Source organism: Archangium lipolyticum, from assembly GCF_024623785.1.
Classification (GTDB): Bacteria; Myxococcota; Myxococcia; order Myxococcales; family Myxococcaceae; genus Archangium; species Archangium lipolyticum.
On record NZ_JANKBZ010000010.1, the window covers coordinates 205,517 to 228,147 of the forward strand.

19 protein-coding genes are annotated in these 22,631 nt (G+C 66.8%); 13 read left to right on the top strand and 6 right to left on the bottom strand.

Features of this window, described 5'->3' with window-relative positions:
• Nucleotides 1–6 precede the first annotated feature (6 nt).
• Together NR810_RS22735 and NR810_RS22740 are read right to left on the bottom strand one after the other, a co-directional pair.
• Nucleotides 7–498, bottom strand: coding sequence for a hypothetical protein (locus NR810_RS22735; RefSeq protein WP_257455358.1), 492 nt, complete (start codon nt 496–498; stop codon nt 7–9).
• Nucleotides 495–2,738, bottom strand: coding sequence for a glycosyltransferase family 4 protein (locus tag NR810_RS22740; RefSeq protein ID WP_257455359.1), 2,244 nt, complete (start codon nt 2,736–2,738; stop codon nt 495–497). The genes NR810_RS22735 and NR810_RS22740 overlap by 4 nt, the downstream gene beginning before the upstream one ends.
• Nucleotides 2,739–2,781: 43 nt before the next feature.
• Between NR810_RS22740 and NR810_RS22745 the strand changes: the two genes are divergently transcribed.
• The 9 genes from NR810_RS22745 (at nt 2,782) to NR810_RS22785 (ending at nt 11,822) form a co-directional block, all read left to right on the top strand.
• Nucleotides 2,782–3,873: a glycosyltransferase family 4 protein gene (locus tag NR810_RS22745; protein WP_257455361.1), complete on the top strand. Its 1,092-nt coding sequence runs from the start codon at nt 2,782–2,784 to the stop codon at nt 3,871–3,873.
• Between the two features lie 379 nt (nt 3,874–4,252).
• On the top strand, nt 4,253–6,037 hold the full coding sequence (locus tag NR810_RS22750; protein ID WP_257455363.1) for a fatty acyl-AMP ligase: 1,785 nt from the start codon (nt 4,253–4,255) through the stop codon (nt 6,035–6,037).
• A gap of 39 nt (nt 6,038–6,076) precedes the next feature.
• Nucleotides 6,077–6,349, top strand: a complete 273-nt coding sequence (locus tag NR810_RS22755) for an acyl carrier protein (RefSeq protein ID WP_257455365.1) — start codon at nt 6,077–6,079, stop codon at nt 6,347–6,349.
• The gene (locus tag NR810_RS52620) at nt 6,346–7,365 is read left to right on the top strand and encodes an ABC transporter substrate-binding protein (protein WP_257455366.1); all 1,020 of its coding nucleotides are present in this window, start codon (nt 6,346–6,348) and stop codon (nt 7,363–7,365) included. Before NR810_RS22755 ends, NR810_RS52620 begins: the two co-directional genes overlap by 4 nt.
• Nucleotides 7,362–7,868 (top strand): acyl-CoA thioesterase, encoded by a 507-nt coding sequence (locus NR810_RS22765; protein ID WP_257455367.1) that lies wholly within the window; start codon nt 7,362–7,364, stop codon nt 7,866–7,868. The genes NR810_RS52620 and NR810_RS22765 overlap by 4 nt, the downstream gene beginning before the upstream one ends.
• A gap of 16 nt (nt 7,869–7,884) precedes the next feature.
• The gene (locus NR810_RS22770) at nt 7,885–8,937 is read left to right on the top strand and encodes a diiron oxygenase (RefSeq protein WP_257455368.1); all 1,053 of its coding nucleotides are present in this window, start codon (nt 7,885–7,887) and stop codon (nt 8,935–8,937) included.
• Between the two features lie 26 nt (nt 8,938–8,963).
• On the top strand, nt 8,964–9,266 hold the full coding sequence (locus NR810_RS22775) for a 2Fe-2S iron-sulfur cluster-binding protein (protein WP_257455369.1): 303 nt from the start codon (nt 8,964–8,966) through the stop codon (nt 9,264–9,266).
• Nucleotides 9,267–9,311: 45 nt separating this feature from the next.
• On the top strand, nt 9,312–10,694 hold the full coding sequence (locus NR810_RS22780) for a cation:proton antiporter (protein ID WP_257455370.1): 1,383 nt from the start codon (nt 9,312–9,314) through the stop codon (nt 10,692–10,694).
• A 102-nt stretch (nt 10,695–10,796) separates the two neighbouring features.
• The gene (locus NR810_RS22785) at nt 10,797–11,822 is read left to right on the top strand and encodes a hypothetical protein (RefSeq protein ID WP_257455371.1); all 1,026 of its coding nucleotides are present in this window, start codon (nt 10,797–10,799) and stop codon (nt 11,820–11,822) included.
• A gap of 69 nt (nt 11,823–11,891) precedes the next feature.
• Here NR810_RS22785 and NR810_RS22790 read toward each other — a convergent pair whose 3' ends face one another.
• Nucleotides 11,892–12,779: an alpha/beta hydrolase family protein gene (locus NR810_RS22790; protein ID WP_257455372.1), complete on the bottom strand. Its 888-nt coding sequence runs from the start codon at nt 12,777–12,779 to the stop codon at nt 11,892–11,894.
• A gap of 215 nt (nt 12,780–12,994) precedes the next feature.
• Between NR810_RS22790 and NR810_RS22795 the strand changes: the two genes are divergently transcribed.
• Entirely contained in the window at nt 12,995–14,857 is a 1,863-nt protein-coding gene (locus NR810_RS22795) for an acyl-CoA dehydrogenase family protein (RefSeq protein ID WP_257455517.1), read from the top strand.
• Here the strand turns inward: NR810_RS22795 and NR810_RS22800 are convergent.
• Nucleotides 14,850–15,623, bottom strand: a complete 774-nt coding sequence (locus NR810_RS22800; protein ID WP_257455374.1) for an acyl-ACP desaturase — start codon at nt 15,621–15,623, stop codon at nt 14,850–14,852. The two genes, NR810_RS22795 and NR810_RS22800, sit on opposite strands and share 8 nt — an antisense overlap.
• Nucleotides 15,624–15,830: 207 nt before the next feature.
• On the opposite strand from NR810_RS22800, the gene NR810_RS22805 reads away from it, so the two are divergent.
• The gene (locus tag NR810_RS22805; RefSeq protein WP_257455375.1) at nt 15,831–17,621 is read left to right on the top strand and encodes a fatty acyl-AMP ligase; all 1,791 of its coding nucleotides are present in this window, start codon (nt 15,831–15,833) and stop codon (nt 17,619–17,621) included.
• Entirely contained in the window at nt 17,614–17,862 is a 249-nt protein-coding gene (locus NR810_RS22810) for an acyl carrier protein (RefSeq protein WP_257455376.1), read from the top strand. Before NR810_RS22805 ends, NR810_RS22810 begins: the two co-directional genes overlap by 8 nt.
• Here NR810_RS22810 and NR810_RS22815 read toward each other — a convergent pair.
• Nucleotides 17,840–18,748 carry an alpha/beta fold hydrolase gene (locus NR810_RS22815; protein ID WP_257455378.1) on the bottom strand — a complete coding sequence of 303 codons (909 nt, stop codon included), beginning with the start codon at nt 18,746–18,748 and terminating at the stop codon, nt 17,840–17,842. The two genes, NR810_RS22810 and NR810_RS22815, sit on opposite strands and share 23 nt — an antisense overlap.
• Nucleotides 18,745–21,345: an AMP-binding protein gene (locus tag NR810_RS22820; protein ID WP_257455379.1), complete on the bottom strand. Its 2,601-nt coding sequence runs from the start codon at nt 21,343–21,345 to the stop codon at nt 18,745–18,747. The genes NR810_RS22815 and NR810_RS22820 overlap by 4 nt, the downstream gene beginning before the upstream one ends.
• Nucleotides 21,346–21,536: 191 nt before the next feature.
• Between NR810_RS22820 and NR810_RS22825 the strand changes: the two genes are divergently transcribed.
• Nucleotides 21,537–22,619, top strand: a complete 1,083-nt coding sequence (locus NR810_RS22825; RefSeq protein ID WP_257455380.1) for a Kelch repeat-containing protein — start codon at nt 21,537–21,539, stop codon at nt 22,617–22,619.
• Nucleotides 22,620–22,631 lie beyond the last annotated feature (12 nt).

Genomic DNA, 22,631 nt, shown 5'->3' on the forward strand with positions numbered 1-22,631 from the left:
CGCGGGCTACTCCTCGGAGGCCCGGCGCTGCTTCGCCGGGCGCTTCGGGCGGGACGGGGCGGACGGCGTCTCCGCGGCCGGCGAGCTCCTGGCCGGGGGCGTGGCGGCCTGGGCGGCGCGCAGGGCCTCCACCTCGCCGCGCAGACGAATCACCTCGGCGGACAGCTGCGCGTACGAGTCGCGCACGTGGCCGTTGAAGACGCGCTGGCGCGAGAGCGTCTCGTTGATGAGCACCTGGCACGTCTTGCGGAAGGCCCACTTGGCCACCAGCACGAGCTGGCCCGCGCCACCCCGGTGGGTGTGCAGCGGCAGGGGGCGCGTGGCGTCCGCGTTCTCCTCCAGCGCCTGGAGGTTGAAGGAGAGCGGATCCACCCGGGGCTCCACGCCCTGGGTGGGCACGTCCACAGGCTCCGAGGTGGGCAGCCCCCGCGTGCGCAGGCGCTCCTCGATGCGCGCGAGCAGCTCGCGCGCGGGGATGTCCCGTCCCATCAGCTTCATCGGCTCTTCTCCCTGAGGATGGAATCCAGCTCTTCCCGGTAGGCGTCCACCACCCGGGGCCACGTGTACTTCGCGGCGAAGGACTTCGCGCGCCGGCTCAGCGTGGCGCGGTGCTCGCCCACCTCACGCAGGCCCTGGATGAACGAGTCGAGGTCCTTGTACGTCCGGCCCGCCCGGCTGCGCTCCACCTGGCCCACCAGCACCTCCGAGTACGCGTTGACGAGCACCGGCGTGCCCGAGGCGAAGGCCTCCAGCGTGAGCAGCGAGAGGCTCTCGAAGCGCGAGGGCACCGCCACCGCCAGCGCACCGGCCAGCGCGTCGTACTTGTCCTGTTCGCTGATGCGGCCGACGTGGCGCACGCCCTCGCCCCGCAGCTCCATGTGCGCCTCGCCCGCGAGCACCAGGTCCGGCGCGTCGTGGAAGCGCCCCTTCAGCTCCCGGTGGTGCGCGAGCAGCTCGGGGATGCCCTTGCCGGCCTCCAGCCGCCCCACGTAGAGCAGGTAGGGGTTGCGCACCCCGTACTTCTCGCGGAAGCGCTGGGGGTCCACCTTCGCCGGCACGTCCACTCCCACCCCCACCACCCGCGCGGGCGCGTGGTCCGGGTAGTAGCGCCCGATGAGCTCCACCTCCTCGGGGGTGTTGCACAGCAGGGCGCGCGGTCGCTCGAAGACGTCCGCGTACACGCCGAAGCGGATGGGCGGCTCGTCGTGCGCCGTGGGGACGAGCAGCGAGCGCTCCGCCACCATGGGCAGGCCCCACACGGTGGGCGCGTACAGGTAGGTGAAGAAGACGAAGCCGTCGTAGTCCGCTCCGTGCGCGTCCAGGTGCTCGAGCAGGCCGGGGGCCAGCGGGCCCTGCTCGGCCACCCAGTGCTCCTCGCGCAGCCGCTCGTTGGGCTTGTCGAACACCTGCTTCGACAGCGCGTTGAACGGGCGGATGTGGCGCACGCGTGTCACCGGGAAGCGCAGCACCCGGACACCCTTCACGTGCGCGTCCTGCTCCTCGCCCGGCGGGAAGACGTTCTCCCAGGTGAGGTGGTTCTTCGCGCACGTGGTGAGGACCGTCAGCTCCCAGTGCGGTGCCAGTTGCTCCACCACCTGCTGCGCGTGGCGCTCGGCACCGCCCGTCACCTCGCCGTAGCGCTGCACCACCACGCCCACCCGGGGCTTCTTCCTGGGCGGCGCGCGGCGCCCGGGCCGTCTGTCCCCGCCCAGGGCCTTGGCGAGGGCCTTCTGGCTCTCCTCGGCGGAGAAGTGCCCGAGCCGCCGGGCCTGGCCCGCGAGCAGGCGCTCGCGCAACGACAGGTCCTCGCACAGGTCCACCACCAGCTCGGCGAGGAAGGCGAAGCGTTTCTGGTCGAAGGCGATGCCCGCGCCCCCGAGCGTCTCCGGCACGGCCGCCGCCGCGTAGGCCAGCACCGGCACCTCCGCCGCCATGGCCTCGATGAGCGGGACGCCGAAGCCCTCGTGCTCGCTCATGGAGACGAAGACGTCCGCGGTGCGGTACGCGGCCACCAGCTCCGCGTGGTTGAGCCGCCCGAGGAAGTGCACCCCGGACAGCTCGCGCGCGGTGCGCTGGAGCGACTTGAAGTAGCGGCTGCCCGGCTCGTAGCCGCCCACCAGGAGCAGGCGCGCCTCGGGCCGCAGCTTCAGCAGCTCCGCGTGCAGCGCGAGCAGGTCCTCGAAGCGCTTGTGCGGCGCCACGCGGCTCACCGAGAGCACCACGGGGCCCGTGCCCGCCAGGCGCCGCAGCAGGGCCTTGTCCGCGTTGGCCTCGGAGAAGCGCCCGGGCTCGACGAAGAGGGGGACGGTGTGGACGTCGCGGTAGCCGGCCTCGCGCAGCTCGGCGGAGTTGTAGTCCGACACGCCGAGGGCCACGTCCACGAAGGGGGCCATGGCGGCCAGCTGCGCCCGCCCGGTGAGGAGCGCCTCGGCGAGCGGGGTGCCCGCGTAGAAGCTCGCGGGGCTGATGTTGTGGAAGACGACGCCGCGGCGGCAGGGCAGGTGCAGCAGCCGGCTGCTCAGCGGCGAGGAGATGCCGTGGTGGTAGAGGACGAGGTCGTCCGGGGCCGGGCGCAGCGCCGAGACGGGGTGCGCGAGGGAGTCCAGGCCGGGGCCCACCTCGCCCGCGTACAGCTCGCCGGAGTGGCCCAGCCGGCGCAGCAGGAGTTGCAGGTGCAGCGCCGCCTGTCCGGAGGCGTCTCCGGCCACGAAGCTCGGAATCAGCTGATGGACCGCCATAGGGGGACCCTGCCTATCACAGCGCCGTGTTATGAGGCGCCCCGTGTCCATCGGTCCTGTCGCTTTCGATGCGAGCCTGTGGGACGAGCCCACCACGGGCATCGGCCTGTACACCCGTTGTCTGGCGGACGCACTGGAGACGCGGGGCGTGCGATTGCGGCGATTGGGGGCCCGGGTGTCCGGGGAGGACCCGCGTGGCCGCATGGGGCGCACGGCCTACGTGCTGGGCCGGCTGCCCCGGGCGCTGCGCGAGACGGAGGCGCGGCTGTACCACGCGCTCGGCAACTTCAACCTCCCGTTGGTGCGCACCCCCGGCAAGCCCTACGTCCTCACCGTTCACGACCTGATTCCGCTGTCGATGCCCGAGACGGTCTCCCGGGCCTACCGCTGGCAGTTCCGCCTGTGGCTCGCCCGGAGTGTCCAGGTGGCGGACCGCATCCTCTGCGTGAGCGCGTGCACCCGGGAGGACCTGTTGGCGCGCCACCCCGAGGTCTCGGACAAGGTGACGGTGGCCTACAACGGGGTGGACCACGTGGACCGCTACGTGCCTGACGCCACCGCGGAGGCCTACCTGCGCACGCTGTCGCTGCCGTCCCGCTTCGTGCTGTACGCGGGCTCGCTGGACGTGCGCAAGAACGTGAGCCTGGTGCTGGACGCGCTCGAGCGGCTGAAGGCGCGGGGACGGCCGGCGGCGCTGGTGCTGGTGGGACAGAGGTGGTTCGGCTCGGGCTCGGTGGAGTCGCGCGTGGCGAGCATGCGCTCCGAGGGCCATGACATCCGGCCGCTGGGCTACCAGTCCGAGCAGGTGTTCTACGAGCTGATGCGGAGGGCGACGGTGTTCGCGTTCCCCTCGCGCTACGAGGGCTTCGGGCTGCCGCCGCTGGAGGCGATGCGGCTGGGGACGCCGGCCATCGTGTCGACGACGGGGGCGACGCCGGAGGTGTGTGGCGAGGGGGCTCTGGCGGTGCGGCCGGACGACGCGGAGGGCCTGGCGGAGGCGCTGGAGCGGCTGCTGCAATCGGACGCGGAGCGGCGGCGCTGGTCGGAGGCGGGGCGCAAGCAGGCGGCGCGTTTCACCTGGGCGCGCTGCGCGGACGAGACGCTCGCGGCCTACGAGGCGGCACTGCGGCGGTAGTGCATGGGTCACATCGAGAATCGATGTGCTCATCGCCAATCTTGAAAGTTTCCAGCGGTGCAATTCCTATCGGGTTCAATGCTTAACAGAATGGGGTTCTCACCTCATGGGGAGGGGTCAGTATTGCTTCACGGGCAGTTTAGTGGTATTTGACTGCCCGTTGTTATGGGGTTCGCGGAGGCCCGGTGCGCACGTGGTCGGGTAGGGCAGGACCAGGGTTGCGCTCGCGGTAGGCATTCCGTGCATCCTGGTTTGCCGAAGCATCAAGCACACATGTCTGGTTGTCGGTCAGCTGCGCAGGCGTGGATGAGGAGTATGTCAGCAAGTCTGACGTAACCGCATCATCGGGCTGTCGTTCGCGTCGTCGGGGGCATTCCGGATGGCCAAGGAAGTGACTGTCGCGGCGGTGGTGGAGCGATTGACGGGCGCTGATGCGCGCATTGGCTTCTCGTTCGTGAGTCGGAGCGGCAACACCGAACAGACCCGGCTCATCACGTTCCCGGAATTGGCCGAGCAGACCGCGGCCCGTGCCGGCGCGCTGCAGGCGGCGGGGCTGAAGCAGGGCGAACGGATTGCCATCATCCTCCCGGAGAATGACGAGTTCATCCTCACATTCCTGGGAGCCATTCGCGTGGGAATCATCCCCGTGCCCATCTACCCGATGCATGGGCTCGGTCAGCTGGACGGCTACCTCGAGAACGTGCGGCACATCGTCAGGCGGAGTGGCGCGGCGGCGGTGGTGACGAACGCGAAGATCAAGCTCCTGCTCGGCACGGTGCAGGGTCAGTGCGAGAGCGTGCGCGGCATCATCTCCGTCGAGTCGCTCGCGGACGCCGCCGCACCCATGCAGCCCCGGCAGGTGAATCTGGACGACGCGGCTTTTCTCCAGTTCACCAGTGGCTCCACGTCCAATCCCAAGGGGGTCACCGTCACCCACCGGAACCTGGCGGCCAACATCCGCTGCTTCATGGAGGAGGGCTTTCGGGTGACGTCCGAGGACGTGGGCGTCTCCTGGCTTCCCCTCTTCCACGACATGGGGCTCATCGGCTTCTTGCTGGGCCCGCTGTTCTACCAACGGCCTGTTGCGTTCATCCCGCCGCTGAACTTCCTACAGCGGCCGCTGATGTGGCTGGAGGCCCTCAGCAAGTACCGCGCTTCTATCTCCTGTGCGCCCAATTTCGCCTTCGCCCTGGCGGTCAAGCGCATCCCGGAGGCGCAACGGCAAGGACTGGATCTGTCCGCCTGGCGTATCGCCGGGTGCGGCGGTGAGCCCATCCGCGCGGAAGTCCTGCGGCGCTTCGCCACGGCCTTCGCGCCCCAGGGTTTCCGTGCCGAAGCCCTGCTGCCCATGTACGGCATGGCCGAGTCCTCGCTGGCCATCACGCTGGGGAGGCCGGGCGGGGGGTTGCCGTCGACGCCCGTGGACCACACCCGGCTGAGCGAGGAGCGCGTCGCCCTCCCGCCCAGGCAGCTGGAGGGGGCGTTGGAGATCGTCGCGTGTGGCAAGCCCTTCACCGGCCACAAGCTGTCCATTTTCGACCTGACGGATGAGACCAGCGCGTCCCCCCTTCCCGATGGGCATATCGGGGAGATCCGCATCGCCGGCCCCAGCGTCATGAAGGAGTATTGGGGCGACCCGGAGGCGACGGCCCAGGTGTTCGCCGGCGAGTATCTGCGCACGGGCGACCTTGGCTTCATCCTCAACGGTGAGCTCCACGTCTGCGGCCGGCTCAAGGAGATGATCATCCTCAACGGCCGCAACTACTTCCCGCAGGACATCGAACACGTGGCCACCACCGTCCCGGGAGTGCGCAAGGGCAACCTCGTCGCCTTCGGCACGCACGAGGCTTCTGACGCGGGCGAGGGTTTGGAGCGGATCGTTCTGGCGGTGGAGATCGCCGACCCGGCCTCGTTCGATCCCTTGGCTGTCGTCCGGACGGTACAGGCCTCGCTGGGCGTCGCGCTCCACGAAGTGGTGGTACTCCAGCCCGGGCAACTCCCCAAGACGTCCAGCGGCAAGCTGCAGCGCACCAAGACGCGTGAGCTGTACGAGAGGGGCGAGTTGCATGAGCGGCAGAGCGCGCGAGAGACGAACGTTACCGACACCCTCAAGCAGGTCGTCATCAGCCAGACAAACTATTTGAAGGCCGTCCTCTTCAAGTAAACCAACCACCTCCTCGACCCAGCCGGAGTGCATGACACTATGAGTCGCCTGGAAATCCGTGCCCTCATCCACCGCTGCCTCTCCGAGGTAGAGCCCCAACTGAAGAACCTGGACCTCACCGAGGAGACGGCTCTGCCCGAGCTGGGGCTCGACTCGCTCAAGCTCATCGAGGTGGGTGTCCGGCTCGAGGATTCATTCGGCGACTCCGTGCGCTTCGACAACTGGCTGGAGCAGGAGCGCACCAAACAGAGCAACAACGCCTTCAAGCTGGCCTCGCTCATTTCCTTCATCGAAGAGCGGAGGGCCGCGTGACGGCGAGCCTCCTGCCCTACCGAGTCCGTGTCGTCAGCTCGTACATCTATGAGAAGGAGGACAGCGCCCCCTATTCCAGCATGGGCAAGCAGAACCGCTGGGTGGTGGGGTTCGTCTCGGCCATCACCCGGTTGAAATCCGGCCTGCGCGACTTTGATCTCCAGTTCCAGCGTATTCCTCCCACCCGTGAGGAGCTCATCCAGCTGCTCGCCCGCTACCGGGAGGAGGGCGTTCGCATCCTCATCGTTCCGGGCACGGACTCGGTGGTGCGCATCGCGGAGGTGAACCAGGACATCCCCGTGGTGTATTTCGGGGCCCACCCGGAGAACAACGGGATGGAGCTGCTCAACCATCCGAACATCACCGGGGTGCGGCTCAACCTGCCGCTCATCTGGAGTCGTGAGAATTTCTTTCTGCTCAAGAGCATGGTGCCCGACCTGGAGCGGGTCTACTTCCCGCTCAACCTGGGCTCCGAGTTCGCGTTCCCCAACGTGAAGAAGAACTACGAGCTCTCCCGGGCGAAAAAGGAGGGATTCTGGATCACCAGCCCCTCCAGCCACATCGGCTACCGAAGCGTGGCGTTCCTGGCCGAGTGGTTGGGGGTGGGCTACCACGAGGGCCCATACGCCACGCTCGAGGAATTGCAGGCCGGGCTGGACACGATGAAGGCGGAGCGCAGCGCCCTCATCGGCTTCAACGACACGGTGCTCAGCGGCAAGGCGGTGAAGGCGCTCCTCGAGTACTCCCGCGCCCGGCGCGTCCCGCTCTTCTGGGTCAACAACGCGGCCATCATCAAGCAGGCTGGCGTGGCGGACTTCTCCAGCGACTTCGAGGCCGTGGGACGCCTGGTGGGCCGGATGTGCCTGTCCATTCTGCGTGACGGCAAGCCCGTCAGCGAGGTGCCCTTCGAGAATGACCCGGGGCAGAAGCTCACGCTCAACCTCCCGGGCTGCCGCGAGCTCGGCTTCTCGATTCCTCCGGAGGTGCAGTCTCGCTTCGACGAGGTCGAGCCATGAGCAAGCAGGTGCAGGTGCTCGGCTACCACGAGACGCTCGGCCGCGTCCGCTTCGGTGAGGTGGACCGGTACGGGTATCTCTGGCATGGCCATGCGCTCGCCTACTTCGAGGCCGCGAGGGCCGACCTGGCGCGCCGCACCCAGCTGAGCGTGTCGGACCTGCTGGAGTTCAACATGGCCGTCCCCATGGTGGATCTGTGGGTCGAGTACAAGAAGCCGGCGCACGAGGAGGAGGAGCTCGTCACCCAGATTTCCCTGCTGCGCCAGCCGCTGCGCACCCCCTTCATCGAGTTCGCCTACCGCATCGTGAAGCTGCAGGACGGCCAGGAAGTCCTACGCGGGCGGACGCGGCAGCTCATGATGCCCCAGAGCGGGAAGCTCGTGACGCGTCTGCCAGACGAGGTCCAGCGCCGGCTGGAGTCGGTCTGGAGCTACCTCGAGACACGCCCCCGGTGGCAGGAGGATCAGATTCTCAGCCTGCTGGGCGGCCCCCCGCGTTCGTGAAGAAAGGACCCGTCTCGTGGATCAGGTAGACCCGGTAGACAAGCTGTTGAGAAGGCAGATCAAGCTTTTCGAGCACGCCCATCGCACGCCCATCGAGCTCAAGGGATTCGGCCTGACGATGAAGCGGGAGGGCATCGACAAGAGCAAGCTGTATTGCAACCCGGACTTCCTGCTCCTGCCGCTGCGCGAGTGTCCCTACCTCTCCACGCTCCGGCCCGAGCAGCTCTCCGTGCTGACCGCGTACTACTTCGCGCGGGCCTACTCGGAAATCGCCACCTCGGAGTCGGTGGCGCTGCGCTACAACATGGAGGCGTCCGCGGCGGTCTTCCCACTGTACTCGGACAACTACATGGTCCTCTTCCACGAGACGGCGGAGGAGTTCGACCACATCATCACCTTCCGCAACGTATGCCAGGCGCTCATCGGGCGCGGAGATGTCATTGGCGGAGAGTTCTTCCCCCACCTCAAGGCAGTCCCGGCCATGCTCGAGCGGTACCGGGGGAAGCTGTGCGACAACGGCTTCGGCTCCATGTACCTGCTGATGCGCTACATCCTCAACCTGGCGCTCAAGCAGCTCGAGGGCTTCATGACGGCCGGCCTCGACGAGAAGGTCGCCTCGCCGCTGGCGCTGCAGATCGTCGCTGGCCATGCGGAGGACGAGGCCCGGCACCTCACCACCTCGCTCGAGCTGGGGATCGGCCTCTTCCGGCGCGCCACGCCCAGGTCGCGTGAGCTCATTTCAGGGGCGATGCGCATCACGATGTACTCGATGATCGACAAGCGCTTCTCCGGGGATGCGGCGGCCACCTGGAACTTCGAGACGGGCCTGGGCGTGCTCCAGCGGGCGCTCCAGCACCCCGAATTCGCAGACTTCCCGCTCAGTGCCGAGGCGCTGCGCGACCTGTGGGCGTCCGAGGGCATCGCCATCCCCGCCAGTGCCGAGTTCGAGCGCTCGCGGCGGTGGATCGCGGGGCAGTTGCGCCGCCTGGCCGAGAGCATGGAGTTGGCGCTGACGCCACAGGGCGAGGCTTTCGAGCGGTATCTGACCTACGCGCAGGGCCCCGCATAATCCCGTGAGGACACGGCGAGGAGAGCATGAGTTCCGAGCGGAGTGGGCAGGAAGTCGAGCTTCAGGTGGGTGACGCGGTCTTGAAGGTCAGGTCCGGGGAGATGCTCATGGACATCTGCGAGCATCACCAGACGTGCGTCATGTTCAGTTGCCGCTCGGCTTCCTGCGGCACGTGCGCCATCGTTGTCGAGCAGGGCATGGAGAACCTCTCTCCCATGGACGGGTTGGAGGCCATCGTCGTCGAGGAGGTGTCCGAAGGACGCCCCAATGTGCGTCTGGCGTGCCAGGTGCGGATCCTTGGCTCCGCGTGCGTACGCCCTCTGCCGTAGCTTTCCATATTGGCCATACAGTCCGAGGAGGGACCGCCAGGAGCCATGTCCAAGCCAGAATCGCTGGTCCTCTTCCTCTTCGTCCTGTTGCTCCTGGCCCACCTGCTCGGCGCCCTCTGCGTGCGGTTGAGGCAACCGCGAGTGGTGGGAGAAATACTGGCGGGCGTGCTCGCGGGCCCCGCGCTTCTGGGGCGCCTGGAATTCTTTCCAAGGCCTGGAACCCATCACCAGCCCGCCCTGGATTTTCTTTATGCCTTCGGGCTGCTGATGTTGATGTTCCTGTCGGGGGCGGGCATCCACTCGCTGTTCCACCCGGATGATCGACGGAAGATTGTCTGGCTGACCTCGTTCGGAACAGTGCTGCCCTTCCTCATCGCCACCGCGCTGAGCATGAGCCTGCCCCTGGACTCGCTCATGGGCCCGGCGGGGCATCCCGTCGCGCTCCTGCTCATCATCGGCATCTCCGTCTCCATCACCTCCATCCCCGTCATCTCGCGCATCTTCCAGGATCTCCAGGTGATGCATACGCGCTTCGCGCGGCTCGTGTTGGGAGTGGCGGTGGTGGAGGACATCGCGCTCTGGGCGGGACTGGCTGGGGCCCTGTCCCTGGCACGCGCGAGCGCGCTGCCCTGGAGCGACATCACGAAGCACATCACCGTGACCGTGCTCTACATGGTCCTGGGCCTGTTCCTGGTGCCACGGGTCCTCCAGTGGCTGCACGCGGCGCGCTGGAATCCGCTCGCGCGCATGTCGCCCGTGACGCAGGTGGTCCTGCTGCTCCTCGCCTATGCCGCGGTGGCGGAGCTCCTCGACATCAACCAGGTCTTCGCCGGCTTCCTCGCCGGCCTGGCGGCCTCGAGGAACTCCTCGTTCACCCAGGAGACGCTGGACTCCATCGCGGGGCTCTCCAACTCGCTCTTCATCCCGCTCTACTTCGCGCTGGTCGGCTACAAGCTGGCGCTGATCAACGCGCTCTCACCCGGCATGCTCTGCGCCTTCCTCGTTGTCGCCTGCGTCATCAAGCTGGCCTCGGTGGGACTGGGGGCCCGGCTCGCCGGTTTCCCTTCCTCGGATGCCCTCAACCTCGCCGTGGCGACGAACGCGCGCGGAGGGCCGGGCATCGCGGTGGCCAGCGTGGCGTTCGATGCTGGCATCATCAGCCCCGCCTTCTACACCACGCTGGTCGCGGTGGCGGTGTTGACCTCCCAGGCGGCGGGGGCCTGGCTGAGCGCCGTGCTGCGGCGTGGGCAATCCCTGCTCAGTGACGGGCCCGGGTCCGAGGCCGCGGCTGAGCGCGCACCCTCCGCCGCTCGGACGGATGTTCCTTCTGGACACGCGGGGGCCACGGCACGAATCCCTGGAACCCATCGGGCTTTCGTCGCGCTCAACCTCATGCATGAAGACAGCAAGGGGCGCCAGAGGCCGTGAGCCTGCACGCGCGTCTCCGGTGCGAGCGCCCCCAAACGTGCGAAACTCGAACTTGGAAAGATTGACAAAGCATTGCGGGCGATTCTGGTGTAGAGTGAGCGCATGCTGATTGATTACCGGCGCATTCAATCGGGTGGGGAGCTGAGGAAGTTGGAGCGGAAGAACTTCCTCGACAAGAAGGCGAAAATGCAATGGTGGTACGTGGACGTCGTGATGAGCGACGGAAGCGTGCTGCTCGTGGCGTTCGTACCGAAGAAGTGGTGGCCGGACGTGGCCAGGGCGAATCTCGACGACGCGCTGGTATTCGTGGCGATGGTGGATGGCAAGGAACGCAAGTCACGGTCGGTGACCAAGACGCTGGATTCGTCGCGCATGCGCGTCTCGGAAGAGGGGCTGCGCCTCGAGGTCCCCGGCATGACCATCGTTCGCGAGGGCACCGACCCGGCGGCGTATCGGTTCGTGTTCGATCTGGAGGAGCTGAAGGGGCAGCTGGACGTCCGCGCGGTGGCGCGCCCGTTCTCGGCGTTCCCGACAGGGAAGCTGCCCGGGGTGGGTCGAGCCGCGCTGCTCGGCGGGGCGCTGAGCAGCGAGGCGTTCAGCTATGTCTCACTGGTGCCGCGCGGCAAGGCCAGCGGCGAGCTGTCCTGGGGTTCGGAGCGAATCGTCATCGACGGTCACGCCTATCACGAGCAGGGACGTTACGATGAGGCGCCGGAACGGCTCAGCAGGAAGGGCTGGTTCTGGTGTCATTTCCTCCATCCCGAATGGAACGTGTTCGGATCGCCGGGCGTGTTCCTGTACGTGCAGAAGGAGGAGGAGGCTCCGGTGTTCAGCGGCTTCAACCTGTTCGACAGGAGCCTGGGCTTCAAGAACCGCACGACAGCGGGAGAGGGACCGCACCACAAAATCTACAGTGGTGGCGAGATGCACTTCGCCTACAACGGCCTCCAGCTGTCGGTGAAGGCGGACCCTCGGCGGAACGCGCCGCTCGTGTCATTCCCATCGGCGACGACGAGGCAGATCTATCACACGCTGGTGACCGACGCGGAGTTGACCGTCGAGACCAAGGGCTCGACCCGGCGCATCCCGGGTCAGATGATCCTGGAGTCGTGCTGGCTGGGGCTTTGAGCCATCCGCACCCAATCCCTTCAGGGGAGGACATCGCCGCTCGAGCAGCGGCGATGTCCCCTGGCGTTCTCAAACGCCTTCCAGCACCGCTCGCCACAGCTCGGGCCACGCCGCCGAGTTGCTTCGCCGAAAGACATCCTGATGTTTCAGTTTCTTGACGCCGAGGTCTGACGGGCTGCGCACGCGCACGTCCTTCTTCGCCTTGGGCATGAACTCGAGGAACGCGCGCGCGGTTTCGGGGGTCGTCAAGGGATCATCCGTGAACACGTACGAGATGATCGGCGTTGCGATTTCATTGAAGTAATGCGGCTTCAATCGATCGTCGAGCTCGCCGCGGAAGTAATCCGCCTTGTGAGACCAGCGCCGCCAGGTCTTGAACGCGCCGGCGGGCAAGGTCGAACCGCCCCAGAGTCCGCCCGAGGGAATGTAGCCCTTCGTCGCCAGTTGAAGCGGCCCGTAAATCCACCAGAAGAAGAGATCGACCAGGGGTTGCTTCGGGAAGCGGTGCTTCCACCAGGTCCCGAACCCGACGCCGATGAACACCTGCCGGGTGAGCTTCTGATGGTTGGGCATGAACCCCGTGATGTGCCCACCCACGCTGTGCGCGACGTGGAATACAGGTACACCCGGTGCGGCTTCGATCAGCCGATCGAGCGCGGCGGACATGTCGAGGCGCCCCCAATCCGGGGTGTCCATCTTGAACCCGCGCAGGTCCTTGGGCGCGGATGCGGCGACGCCGCGGTAGTCGTAGACCAGGCACGCCGCGCCGCGCTCCGCGCCATGGCGCATGAAGTGAAGGTAGAACTCCTTGGGCAACCCGGTCGCCGTAGAGAATAGGACCGCCGAGGTCGGACGCTCCGGAAGCAGGAGCCGCCCGGAGAGCGGGAAACCGTCTGTCGTGTTGATGGTGATGTCTTGTTCGCGGATGCTCGCCGACGTCTGCGTCGGAATGTTCATGCCTGTCTCCTTTACGAGTCCCAGCGCGGCCGCTCTTCCGGTAACGCCAGATATTTTCATCAGCCAATCTCCCAGGGACTCGCCATCGAACCGCTCCCCCCTGGTCAATGACGATCTTGAGGATAGCGGGTCGACCGACGAGGAACAATCAAGAAGGACGTTCCGTGATGAACAAAGATTGTGCATGAGCCTTGTCGCGGGCGGCCTTGTTCTCGATGGTCTCGATAGTCGATCAGCGAGGCCCAATCATGACCATGCAGCCCCTCTTGGTTTCAGAGCCCTCTATCGAGGATCAGCTCTACCGGATCCTGAACAGCACTCGTCCCGATTATGCCTGGAAGCTGCGCAGGTATTTCGATGAGCAGTGGGATCCCTCACTGACGTTCCAGAACGAGGACCTCGACGGGTTTCGCGAGAAGACGCACTTCATGGTGCGCAAGCTTCTCCAGTCGAACCTGCTGTCCCTGGCCGAGCTGAACCAGAAGCCATCCGAGTACATGAAGTTCTGCGAGCATTCGTGCTGGATCGACGGAAGCGTCGCGGCCACGTTGTTCGGGCACTTCCTCATCTTCGGCGGAAGCCTGCTCTTCCTCGGCACCGAACGGCATCGCCCCTTGGTCGACGTCGCCAATGACTTCAGGCTCCCCGGTTGCTTCTGCATGACCGAGGTCGGACACGGCAGCAATCTCGCGGGGCTCGGCACCACCGCGACGTACGACGCCGAGCGCGGCGAGTTCATCATCAACACGCCGAGCTGGCACGACGCGAAGTGGGCGATTGCATTGCTCGCCTGGAACGCGCGGGTCGTCACGGTCATGGCGCAGCTCTACATGCCCGACGGAGAATGCAAGGGAATCCACTCGTTCCTGGTGCCGGTGCGAGACGAAGAGGGGCGACCGCTGCCGGGCGTGAAGATCAGCGACGTCGATTGGCTGATTGGCTTGAACGGCGTGGGGATCGGCGGGGCGATGTTCGATCACGTGCGCATCCCGCGCGAGAACCTGCTCAATCGTTTCGCGGACGTGACGGCGGAAGGGAAGTATGTGACGTCGTTCGCATCGTCGGGCGATCTCTTTCGCGCGCAGATCTCACCGCTGATGATCGAGCGGCTCGTCCCCTTCGCGGTGGCGGGCGTGAAGATCGCCCTCGCCGTCGCGGCACGTTATGGCAAGGAGCGGCGCCAGTTCGGACCGCGCGGTGGACCGGAGCGCCCCATCATCGAATACAGCAGTCACAAGCGGCGATTGATGCCCGGCGTCGCCGAGTCGTACGCGATCTCCCTCATGCTTGAGCGCCTGCATCTCGAGGCGGATTGCACGATGCCCGAGCCGCTGCCAACGCCGCTTCAACCGCTCTGCGCGTCGTTCAAGGCCTACTCGTACGAGACGGCGACACGGGTCATCCAGAACGCGCGCGAGTGCTGCGGTGTGCATTCGTTCCGGCACATCAACAAGATCGCCCGGGCACAGCTCGACATGCATGGCTTCGCACACGCGGCCGGTGACAACGTGGTGCTGTATCAATACGCGGGGCGGATCCTGCTCGAGGACTTCGCCGGGGGCAAAGGTCCGTTCAAGGAGGCCACCGAGCCCGAGCCCTCCACCTACTCGGACACCTGCGCGAAGCATCAGGCGTTGTTCGCGGCGCGGTTCGCCCAGCTCCTCGACTACACGCGCGGTGAGTTCATGAAGCACATGGGCGAGGGAATGAATCGCGCCGACGCCTGGAACGAGATCCTGACGTACGCGATCGAAGTCGGCCGCGCGTACGCGATTCGCGAGACGCACAAGCAGTTCCTGCGCGTCATTGGCACCTGCTCGCCGGGCCCGGTGAAGGACATCCTGATGGAGCTGTGCGAGCTGTATGGGTGGTCAACGGTGTCGGCTCAGCTCGGCTGGTACCGGGATGTCTCTGACGGCTCGCTCGACCTCTCCGGGCTCTCCGTCGAGCGAATGGTGCTCGAGTATTCGCAGCGACTGGCGCCGAAGCTCGATCTCCTGGTGGATTCCTTCGGGATCCCGGAGGTGCTGCTCCCGGCGGCAGATCTGATGGCGGACCTGCCGGGGAAGTTCAGCTAGCTTTGTCGTGCAGCTGGTCGAGGGCTCGCCGCTGATACTCCGCGAACTCCTGGCGCGACACGCCCAGGAGTTTGAGGAGCGGCATCCAGACCTTCAGGAAGAAGCCCCAGCGATTGAAGCTGTTGTGCATGCGCAGCGTCTCGACACGCCGCTCCGAGTCGGGGAGGAGATCGATCGCCGGCATGCGGAAGCCGACGGACACCAGGGCGAGATCCTCCAGTGTCTCGTGGCGGTGCTCCTCGAGCTCGAGCTTGAGGACGGCGCGGTAGAACTGCTGGTGCGCCGCCTCGTCGCGCGCGATGAGGCGGTAGATGGTCGTGAGCACCTCGTCGTTGCCGGCCCGGGCGTCCTCGAGCTGGCGTGCGTACGCGAGGAGCGTGCTCGCTTCCTGGATGGCGCCATAACAGGTCATCCGGCGGGGCGTGTCCCATGGAAGGCGCCAGGGCCGGGCCGCGATGGCGTCCTCGAGGCCGCGCAGCTGCTCCTCGGTGCGCTGTCCTGTCTTGAGCAGATACATCCGCAACGCGAGGCCGTGTTTGGATTCCTCGTAGCCCCAGTTCGCCTGGAACCACGCCCGGCCGAAGTTCTCGCGCACGAGGTTGACGCCCTGGCCGAGATAATCGGGCAGGTAGAGCTCGACGCCGCAGAACGTCTCGACGTTCATCGCGCGCCCCTCGTCGTATACCGACGGATTCAGGCGATCCCATGGAATGTCGTCGTACACGCTCCAGCGCCGCTTCTTCTCGGCGGTCTCGAAGAAGCTCATGTACATCCTGTAAACTTCCTCTCGAAACCGAATGGATCCGCTCATGGTTGCCCCCGTTTCACGGGGAGTATTTATTGCAGTTGCGCCTTGCCCGCCATTGGAATAAGAAATCCTTTCATAATCTGACGATGATCCTTCGGCCCGAGGGGTAGTCCGCCCGGGGGGGTTATGAAACAAAGTACTGGTCTCCTCGCGAAGGTTGGAGGCGTGCACGAAAGCCGCACGCTGCACGAAGCATTGCTCAGGTTGGACGAGGCTCCGGCGACGCGTGGATTCACCTTCCAGAACGAGCGGGGCGAGGAGCGTTTCGTCTCGTTTCCAGCGCTTCATGCCGAGAGCCGCCGGCGGGGCGCGGCGCTGCAGGCATTGGGAATGAAAAAAGGTGATCGCCTGGGAATGGTGATCATCGACCCCGAGGACTTCGTCGCGACGTTCCTGGGCGCGTTACGCGTGGGTGTCGTTCCGGTGCCGCTCTATCCGCCCATGCACCTGGGCAATCTCGAAAACTACACACAGCAGGCGGCGGCGATCCTTTCGTCATCGGGCTCGACCGTGCTCGCGGTGAGCGCCGGGCTGGCCAGCATCTTCTGGGCGTTCGTCGATCGCGTGCCGAGCCTCGCGCGCGTGGTCGAGACGTCGTCCCTCGCGGGAGACGCGTCGGCGCTGCGCGAGGTGTTGGTGGCGCCGGAGGATCTGGTGTTCTTGCAGTACACGTCGGGCTCGACGGGGACGCCGAAAGGCGTGAAGGCGACCAGCCGCACGCTCATCGCCAACATTCACGGCTTCATGGGCGCGTCGCTTTCCATGCAGCCGGAGGTGGACATCGGCGTGAGCTGGCTGCCGCTCCAGCACGACATGGGATTGATCGGCTTCGTGCTCGGGCCGATCTACTGGCAGGTCGCGGTGACGTTCATCCCCACGCTGCGCTTCCTCAAGCGTCCGGAGTGCTGGATGGAGACGATGCACCGCCAGAAGGCGACCGTCTCCTTTGCCCCGAACTTCGCGTACGGGTGGCTGACGCGCGTCGCCAGGGACGAGGATCTCGAGCGATGGTCGCTGGGGCACGTTCGCGTCCTCGGCGTCGGCGCGGAGCCGTTGCATTACGACACCCTGAAGCGCTTCACCGACAAGTTCGCGCGCACCGGGCTGAGCCCCGACGTGCTCCTTCCGGCGTACGGTCTGGCGGAATCGATGCTGGCGATCAGCATGAAGACGTCGACCGAGCCGATGAACGTGCGGGCGCTCGACGCCAGACGCTTTCGCGACGACGGCATGTCCGTGCCTCCCGACGGTGGAGAGGTCGAGTACCACATCGGTTGTGGCAAGGTGATCCCCGGACACGAGCTGCGCGTCGTCGATGAGAAGGGGCGGACATGCCCGGACGGCATGCGCGGTGAGATCCAGTTCCGTGGCCCGTCGGTGATGGAGGGCTATCAGGAGGGCGGCGCCGGCGAGCTCATCGACTCCGACGGATGGCTCAAGACCGGCGATCTCGGCTATCTCGTGGACGGTGAGCTCTACGTGGTGGGGCGCGCGAAGGATCTCATCATCATCCGCGGCCGCAACATCAGCCCGCAGACGATCGAGTGGGAGGTCAACAAGCTCCCGGGCGTGCGCGCTGGCACGACCATCGCGGTCGCGGTTCGCGTCGATGACAGCGAGGGCGTGGTGGTCATGTTGGAGACGCGCGGCGGCGACGTGGAGGCGCTCAAGGCCGAGGTCTCCGCGACGGTGAAGCGTGTGATCGGCGTTCCACCGGCGGACGTGGTCTGTCTGCCGCCCGGGACGATTCCCAAGACCTCGTCGGGCAAGCTTCAGCGCGGCAAGGCCCGTCGGCAGTATCTGGAAGGAAAGCTCGGGCTGGAAGGGTCGCGCACCGCGGGGTCGATGGGTGCGCGTCTACGCCTGGGACTGCAGGTGACCCGGTCCTGGTGGGCGCGCGCCAGGTTTTCGCTTTGGCCCAAGAACACGAACGAGGAAGAGCACAGACATGAGTGACCTGGAGATCATCGACCTGGTGAAGTCCGCGCTGATCAAGGTGCGGCCGGAGTTCGCCGCCGGTTTCGAGTCGGTGGCGATGAGCACGCGGTTCGAGAACCTCCGCATCGACTCGGTCGACACCCTGCGGATGATCACGTTCCTCGAGGACAAGGTTGGATTCGTGTTTCAGGACGATGACTTGAGCCGCATCGAGACGGTGACGGATCTGGCCGCGATCATCCGGAAGCACGGGCGTTAGCCCCGCCGTTGACCAGTGATGTGATGGCGTTGGCGATGTCGCCGGGCACCTCCTCCTGGAGGAAGTGTCCGGCCTGGGTGCGCTTGACCTCCGCGTGTGGCAGGAGGCGTTGGAGCCACCCGATGACGCGTCCGAGCACCGGATCGCGGTCACCCCAGACGATGCGCATGGGGCCCTTGAATGACTCGGCGACCTCCTGGCAGCGCCGGAGCGGCGCGATGGAGGGATGCTCCATGGAGTCCGGCACCATGCGCGCGAGGGCGAGGGGCGCGGCGCGGTCCTGGAGATGCCGGAGCGGCCATCGATAGGCGCGGGCGACCTCGCCGCGCATGGTGCTCCGGTCCCCTTGCGCGAGCCAGAGCGCGAGCTGCGGGAATTGCAGGCCGCGGAACAGGGCGTCGCTGAGCACGGGGAACTGGCTCAGACGATGGAACAGTGTCGGACGGAACCCGGGGCGCGGCGGCCCGAGGACGGTGTTCAGGATGACCATGCCCGACACGCGCTCGAGCCTCTCGGCGAGCGCGAGCATGCCGATGGGACCGCCCCAGTCCTGGCCGACGAAGATCATGTCGTCGAGGGCGAGCGCATCGATCAGGCCGCCGATCCAGGCGGCGTGGTTCTCGAGGGTGTGCACGCCCAGGTCGCGCGGCTTGTCGGAGAGGCCGAGGCCGACGAGGTCGGGTACGATGCAGCGCACCGGCTGGCCGCGAAGGGCGGCCATGACCTTGCGGTAGAGGAAGCCCCATGCGGGGTTGCCGTGGAGCATGAAGACGGGCTGCCCTTCACCGAATTCCATGACGTGGATGGAATGGCCCGCGACGGAGATCTGGCGGCGCTCGATGCCGTCGGGCAGTTGTCGAAGGATCCATGAGGGCAGCTCGGTCATGATGGGGCTCCTTGCAGCAGTGTGGAGATCCGCGCGCGCAGCTCACCGGTGCGCGCGTTCACGTCGGCGGATGGGTCGTCGAGGATCGCGGCGCCGACGCGGAGGGTGACGCGGTGAAGGCCGCGAAAGGACCCGCCGCGCGGCATGACGCGGTGAGTGCCGTCGATCGCCACGGGGACGATGGGCGCCCGCGCGCGCTGCGCAATCACCGCCGCGCCGTGCCGGAACGGCAGGAGGTCGCCGTCCCAGGAGCGCGTCCCCTCGGGGAATACGATCAGCACCGCGCCGCGCTCGAGCTGCGCCACGCTCTCCTCGATGGCCGCGGGGAGGTTGTGGCTGGCGTCGATCGGCACCACGCCGATCCGACGCACCAGCGGCAGCAGGAGCCCGCCGAAGTATTTGGGCTTCCCCACCATGCAGGTCCGGCGAAAGACCGGCCACGGGAGGACGGACAGGATCACGATCGCGTCGAGGATCGACTGGTGGTTCGGGCAGATCAGCGCCGCGCCCGGCGGACGCAGATGCTCGGCGCCCTTGACGTGCATGCCCAGGAGCAGCCACTCGATGCCACGGATGCAGCGCAGGAGCCCGAACACGAGCAAGGTCAGCGGCAGACTTCGCGGCGGCGGGCGGGTGGCGGCGGGCGTGGCCGGTGCGGGCGCGCCATGGGCCGTGGCCTCGACGAGCTCTCGCACGGAATGCACTGTCGCCAGCACCTCACCCGCGGCATTGACTTGGAGATCCGACAACAGCGACAGGCGCGCCAGTGAATCCAGGCCGAGGTCGAGGTCGAGATGCAGATTCGGATGGAGCTCCTCGCGCGGGCGGCTCACTCGCGCGGCGATGAGCTCGAGCGCGCGCGCGTGCGCGGGATCCTCCGCCCACGCCCGGTCGGCGTCACGCCACACCGGCTTCAACCCCACGCGCTCGGCGCCCTGGGTCGCCTTGACCCATTGCTGAAGCGCGGCGCGTTTGAGCTTGCGCGTGGTGGTGCGTGGCAGGGGCTCGCGGGTGATGGTGACGCCGGCGACGCGCTTGTAGGACGGCAGCGCGGCGGCGAGGCGCGCGACCTCCTCGTGGATCTCCTGCTCGACGTTGCCGGTGCCGGCGGCACGTATGGCCTCGAGGTCGGGGACGACGACGAGATGGAGATGCGGTTCGCTCCCCGCGCGGCCGGGCGCGAGCGTGACCCCCGCCTCGGCGATGAGCTTCGAGCGCGCGAAGTATGTCTCGAGCTCGCTCGGCTGGATCTTCTTGCCGCTGGGAAGGACGAGGGTTTCTCCGGCGCGACCCAGGAGATAGAGATAACCATTCTCGTCGAGGTACCCGAGGTCGCCGGTGTGGAGCCAGCCGTCCACGATCGTCGCCTCGCTCGGGCGGTTGTAATAGCCCGGCATCACCATCCCACCGCGGACGAGCACCTCGCCGGGCGCCTGCGGGCTCCCTCGACCGTCCGGGACGTCGATGCGGAGCTCGGCACCGGGCACCGCGCGGCCGACCGTTCCGATGGCCGTCTCGCCTGGCTGGCCGATCGCGATCGTGCCGGCGGTCTCGGTGAGACCGTAGACCTGCAGGACGTCGATGCCCAGGGCGTAGAACGTGCGCGCGGCTTCCGGATCCATGGCCGCGCCGCCGGAGAGCAGCACGCGCGTCTTCGGTCCGAACGCGGCGTGGACCTTCTTGAACATGACCTTTCCCGCGTTGAAGCCGATGGCGCGGGCGCGGCGATTCCAGCGCAACAGGCGCGGAAACATGCGTCGCAACCGGGGCGACTCATCGACTTGCGCGCGCACGCGGCGCAGGAACAGGTGATAGAACTGCGGAACGCAGAAGAAGATCGTGATGCCAGCGTCGCGCAGCGCGCTGGTGATGCGAGTGACCTCGATCTCGGGGAGGAGCACCACCGTCGCGCCGACGGTGAGCGGAGCGAGCATGCCGCCGATCTGCGCGAGGATGTGAAAGAAGGGGAGGACCGACAGGATCACGTCGTTGCGGTCGGCGCGCAATGCGAGGGCCGTTCCGTTCACCGACGCGATCAAGTTCGTGTGCGTCAGCATGACGCCCTTCGGCTCGGACGTCGTGCCTGACGTGTAGAGCAGTCCGGCCAGCTCGTCGCCGCCGCCAACGAGCTCCTCGGGGGCGGCGGCGCCGCTGGAAAACACGCCATTCTCTTGCTCGTGCAGGCCGAACACCTGCTCGAGTTGTGTCCACGTGGTGCTCTGGGCCTGGGTCTTCGCATCGACGATGGCGAAGCGCGTGCCAGCGTCCTTCATGAGCGAGCCCAGCGCCGCCGGGGACAGCTGGGGATCCAGCGTCACCGCGACGGCACCGAGGCCGACGATGGCGTACCAGGCCGCGCACCAATCCGGATGGTTGGCGCCAATCAGCGCGCAGCGCTCACCGCGCTTCAGACCGCGCCCGGTCAGGAACGCCGAGGCGCGCGCGATGCGCTCGACGAACGCGCCGTAGGTCACGACCGTGCGGGATTGCAGGCCATGGATGACGAACGCCGGTTGATCCGGGTTCTCCTCCGCTCGCCTGCGCATCTCCGCCGCGATATGGTTTGTCGATCGTCTGGTCATGTTCGGCGTGCGCACAGACATTACACTGTCAGTGCGGCTGCATGTTGAGCACCTCCCGGGCTGCGTCGATTCCTTGACGAAAAGGCTATTTGAAAGGCTCCACGGGCACTGTCTCCCCGTGGAAGTTGGCCATGCTCGGCGCTGGTTGTTCGCGGCTTCCGTGCATGATGTCGTGACACGTCACCCTTTGTGCATCGGAGAAGACCGTGAACGCGACGAGAGGATTGGTGGTTTTGCTCGCCTGGCTGTTGTTGGGGGGACCCGTCGCCTGTCAGGAGTACGCCCAACTGACCGCCCATGACATGACCGTCCCCCGTGTCTCGCACACCGCGACCCTGTTGGGCTCGGGCAAGGTGCTGGTAACGGGCGGCCGTGATGAATCCGCCTTCTGGTCCAGGGTGGAGGTGTACGACCCGGGCAAGACCTCCTGGTCCACGGCCAAGAACATGGTGGTCCCCCGCTACGGTCACACGGCCACGTTGCTGCCTTCGGGCAAGGTGTTGGTGACGGGCGGGAGCAGCGGGCTCCGTGTGGAGCAGCTGCTCGTTTCGGCGGAGGTGTATGATCCGGAGTCGGGCACCTGGTCGCGCACCGGCGACATGTCCTCTCCGCGTGTCTTCCATTCGGCCAACCTGCTTCCCGACGGCCGGATCCTGGTGACGGGTGGAGACGGCGGTGGCTCCTCCCTCTCCAGCGCCGAGGTGTATGACCCCGCGACGGGTCTCTGGTCTCCCGCTGGAAACATGGCGTCCGCTCGCCGCGATCACACCGCCACCGTGCTCTCCAATGGCAAGGTATTGGTGACGGGAGGGACTGGCGCGGAGAGCTCGCTCGCGACGGCGGAGCTGTACGACCCGGAGTCGGGCACCTGGTCCTCCACCGGCCGCCTTGGAGCCGCTCGCGCGAGCCATACGGCCTCGCTGCTTTCGGATGGCAGGGTGCTGGTCGTGGGCGGGTCGGACGGCGCGTCCCTGCCGGGTGCGGAGCTCTATGACCCGGCGAACGGCACCTGGTCCTCCACTGGAGACCTGAACACGGCTCGCACCACCCACACCGCGCTCGTGTTGCCCTCGGGGAAGATCCTGGTGACGGGGGGCTTCGTCGATGGATTCTGGCTGGCCTCGTCGGAGACGTATGACCCGGCGAGCGGCACCTGGTCCTCCATGGCCAACATGGCCACGCCCCGTGTCGGCCACACCGCCACGCTGCTTCCGGATGGCAGGGTGCTCATCACGGGGGGCTATGACGGCCAGGCGCAGCTCTTCACGGTCGAGCTTCTCGAGCCCTGAGGAGGGCCGCGG

Coding starts and splice junctions, on each gene's coding strand:
- NR810_RS22735 (WP_257455358.1), bottom strand. CDS start 498: ATGAAGCTGATGGGACGGGACATCCCCGCGCGCGAGCTGCTCGCGCGC.
- NR810_RS22740 (WP_257455359.1), bottom strand. CDS start 2,738: ATGGCGGTCCATCAGCTGATTCCGAGCTTCGTGGCCGGAGACGCCTCC.
- NR810_RS22750 (WP_257455363.1), top strand. CDS start 4,253: ATGGCCAAGGAAGTGACTGTCGCGGCGGTGGTGGAGCGATTGACGGGC.
- NR810_RS22755 (WP_257455365.1), top strand. CDS start 6,077: ATGAGTCGCCTGGAAATCCGTGCCCTCATCCACCGCTGCCTCTCCGAG.
- NR810_RS22765 (WP_257455367.1), top strand. CDS start 7,362: ATGAGCAAGCAGGTGCAGGTGCTCGGCTACCACGAGACGCTCGGCCGC.
- NR810_RS22775 (WP_257455369.1), top strand. CDS start 8,964: ATGAGTTCCGAGCGGAGTGGGCAGGAAGTCGAGCTTCAGGTGGGTGAC.
- NR810_RS22780 (WP_257455370.1), top strand. CDS start 9,312: ATGTCCAAGCCAGAATCGCTGGTCCTCTTCCTCTTCGTCCTGTTGCTC.
- NR810_RS22785 (WP_257455371.1), top strand. CDS start 10,797: ATGCTGATTGATTACCGGCGCATTCAATCGGGTGGGGAGCTGAGGAAG.
- NR810_RS22790 (WP_257455372.1), bottom strand. CDS start 12,779: ATGAACATTCCGACGCAGACGTCGGCGAGCATCCGCGAACAAGACATC.
- NR810_RS22795 (WP_257455517.1), top strand. CDS start 12,995: ATGGTCTCGATAGTCGATCAGCGAGGCCCAATCATGACCATGCAGCCC.
- NR810_RS22800 (WP_257455374.1), bottom strand. CDS start 15,623: ATGAGCTTCTTCGAGACCGCCGAGAAGAAGCGGCGCTGGAGCGTGTAC.
- NR810_RS22810 (WP_257455376.1), top strand. CDS start 17,614: ATGAGTGACCTGGAGATCATCGACCTGGTGAAGTCCGCGCTGATCAAG.
- NR810_RS22815 (WP_257455378.1), bottom strand. CDS start 18,748: ATGACCGAGCTGCCCTCATGGATCCTTCGACAACTGCCCGACGGCATC.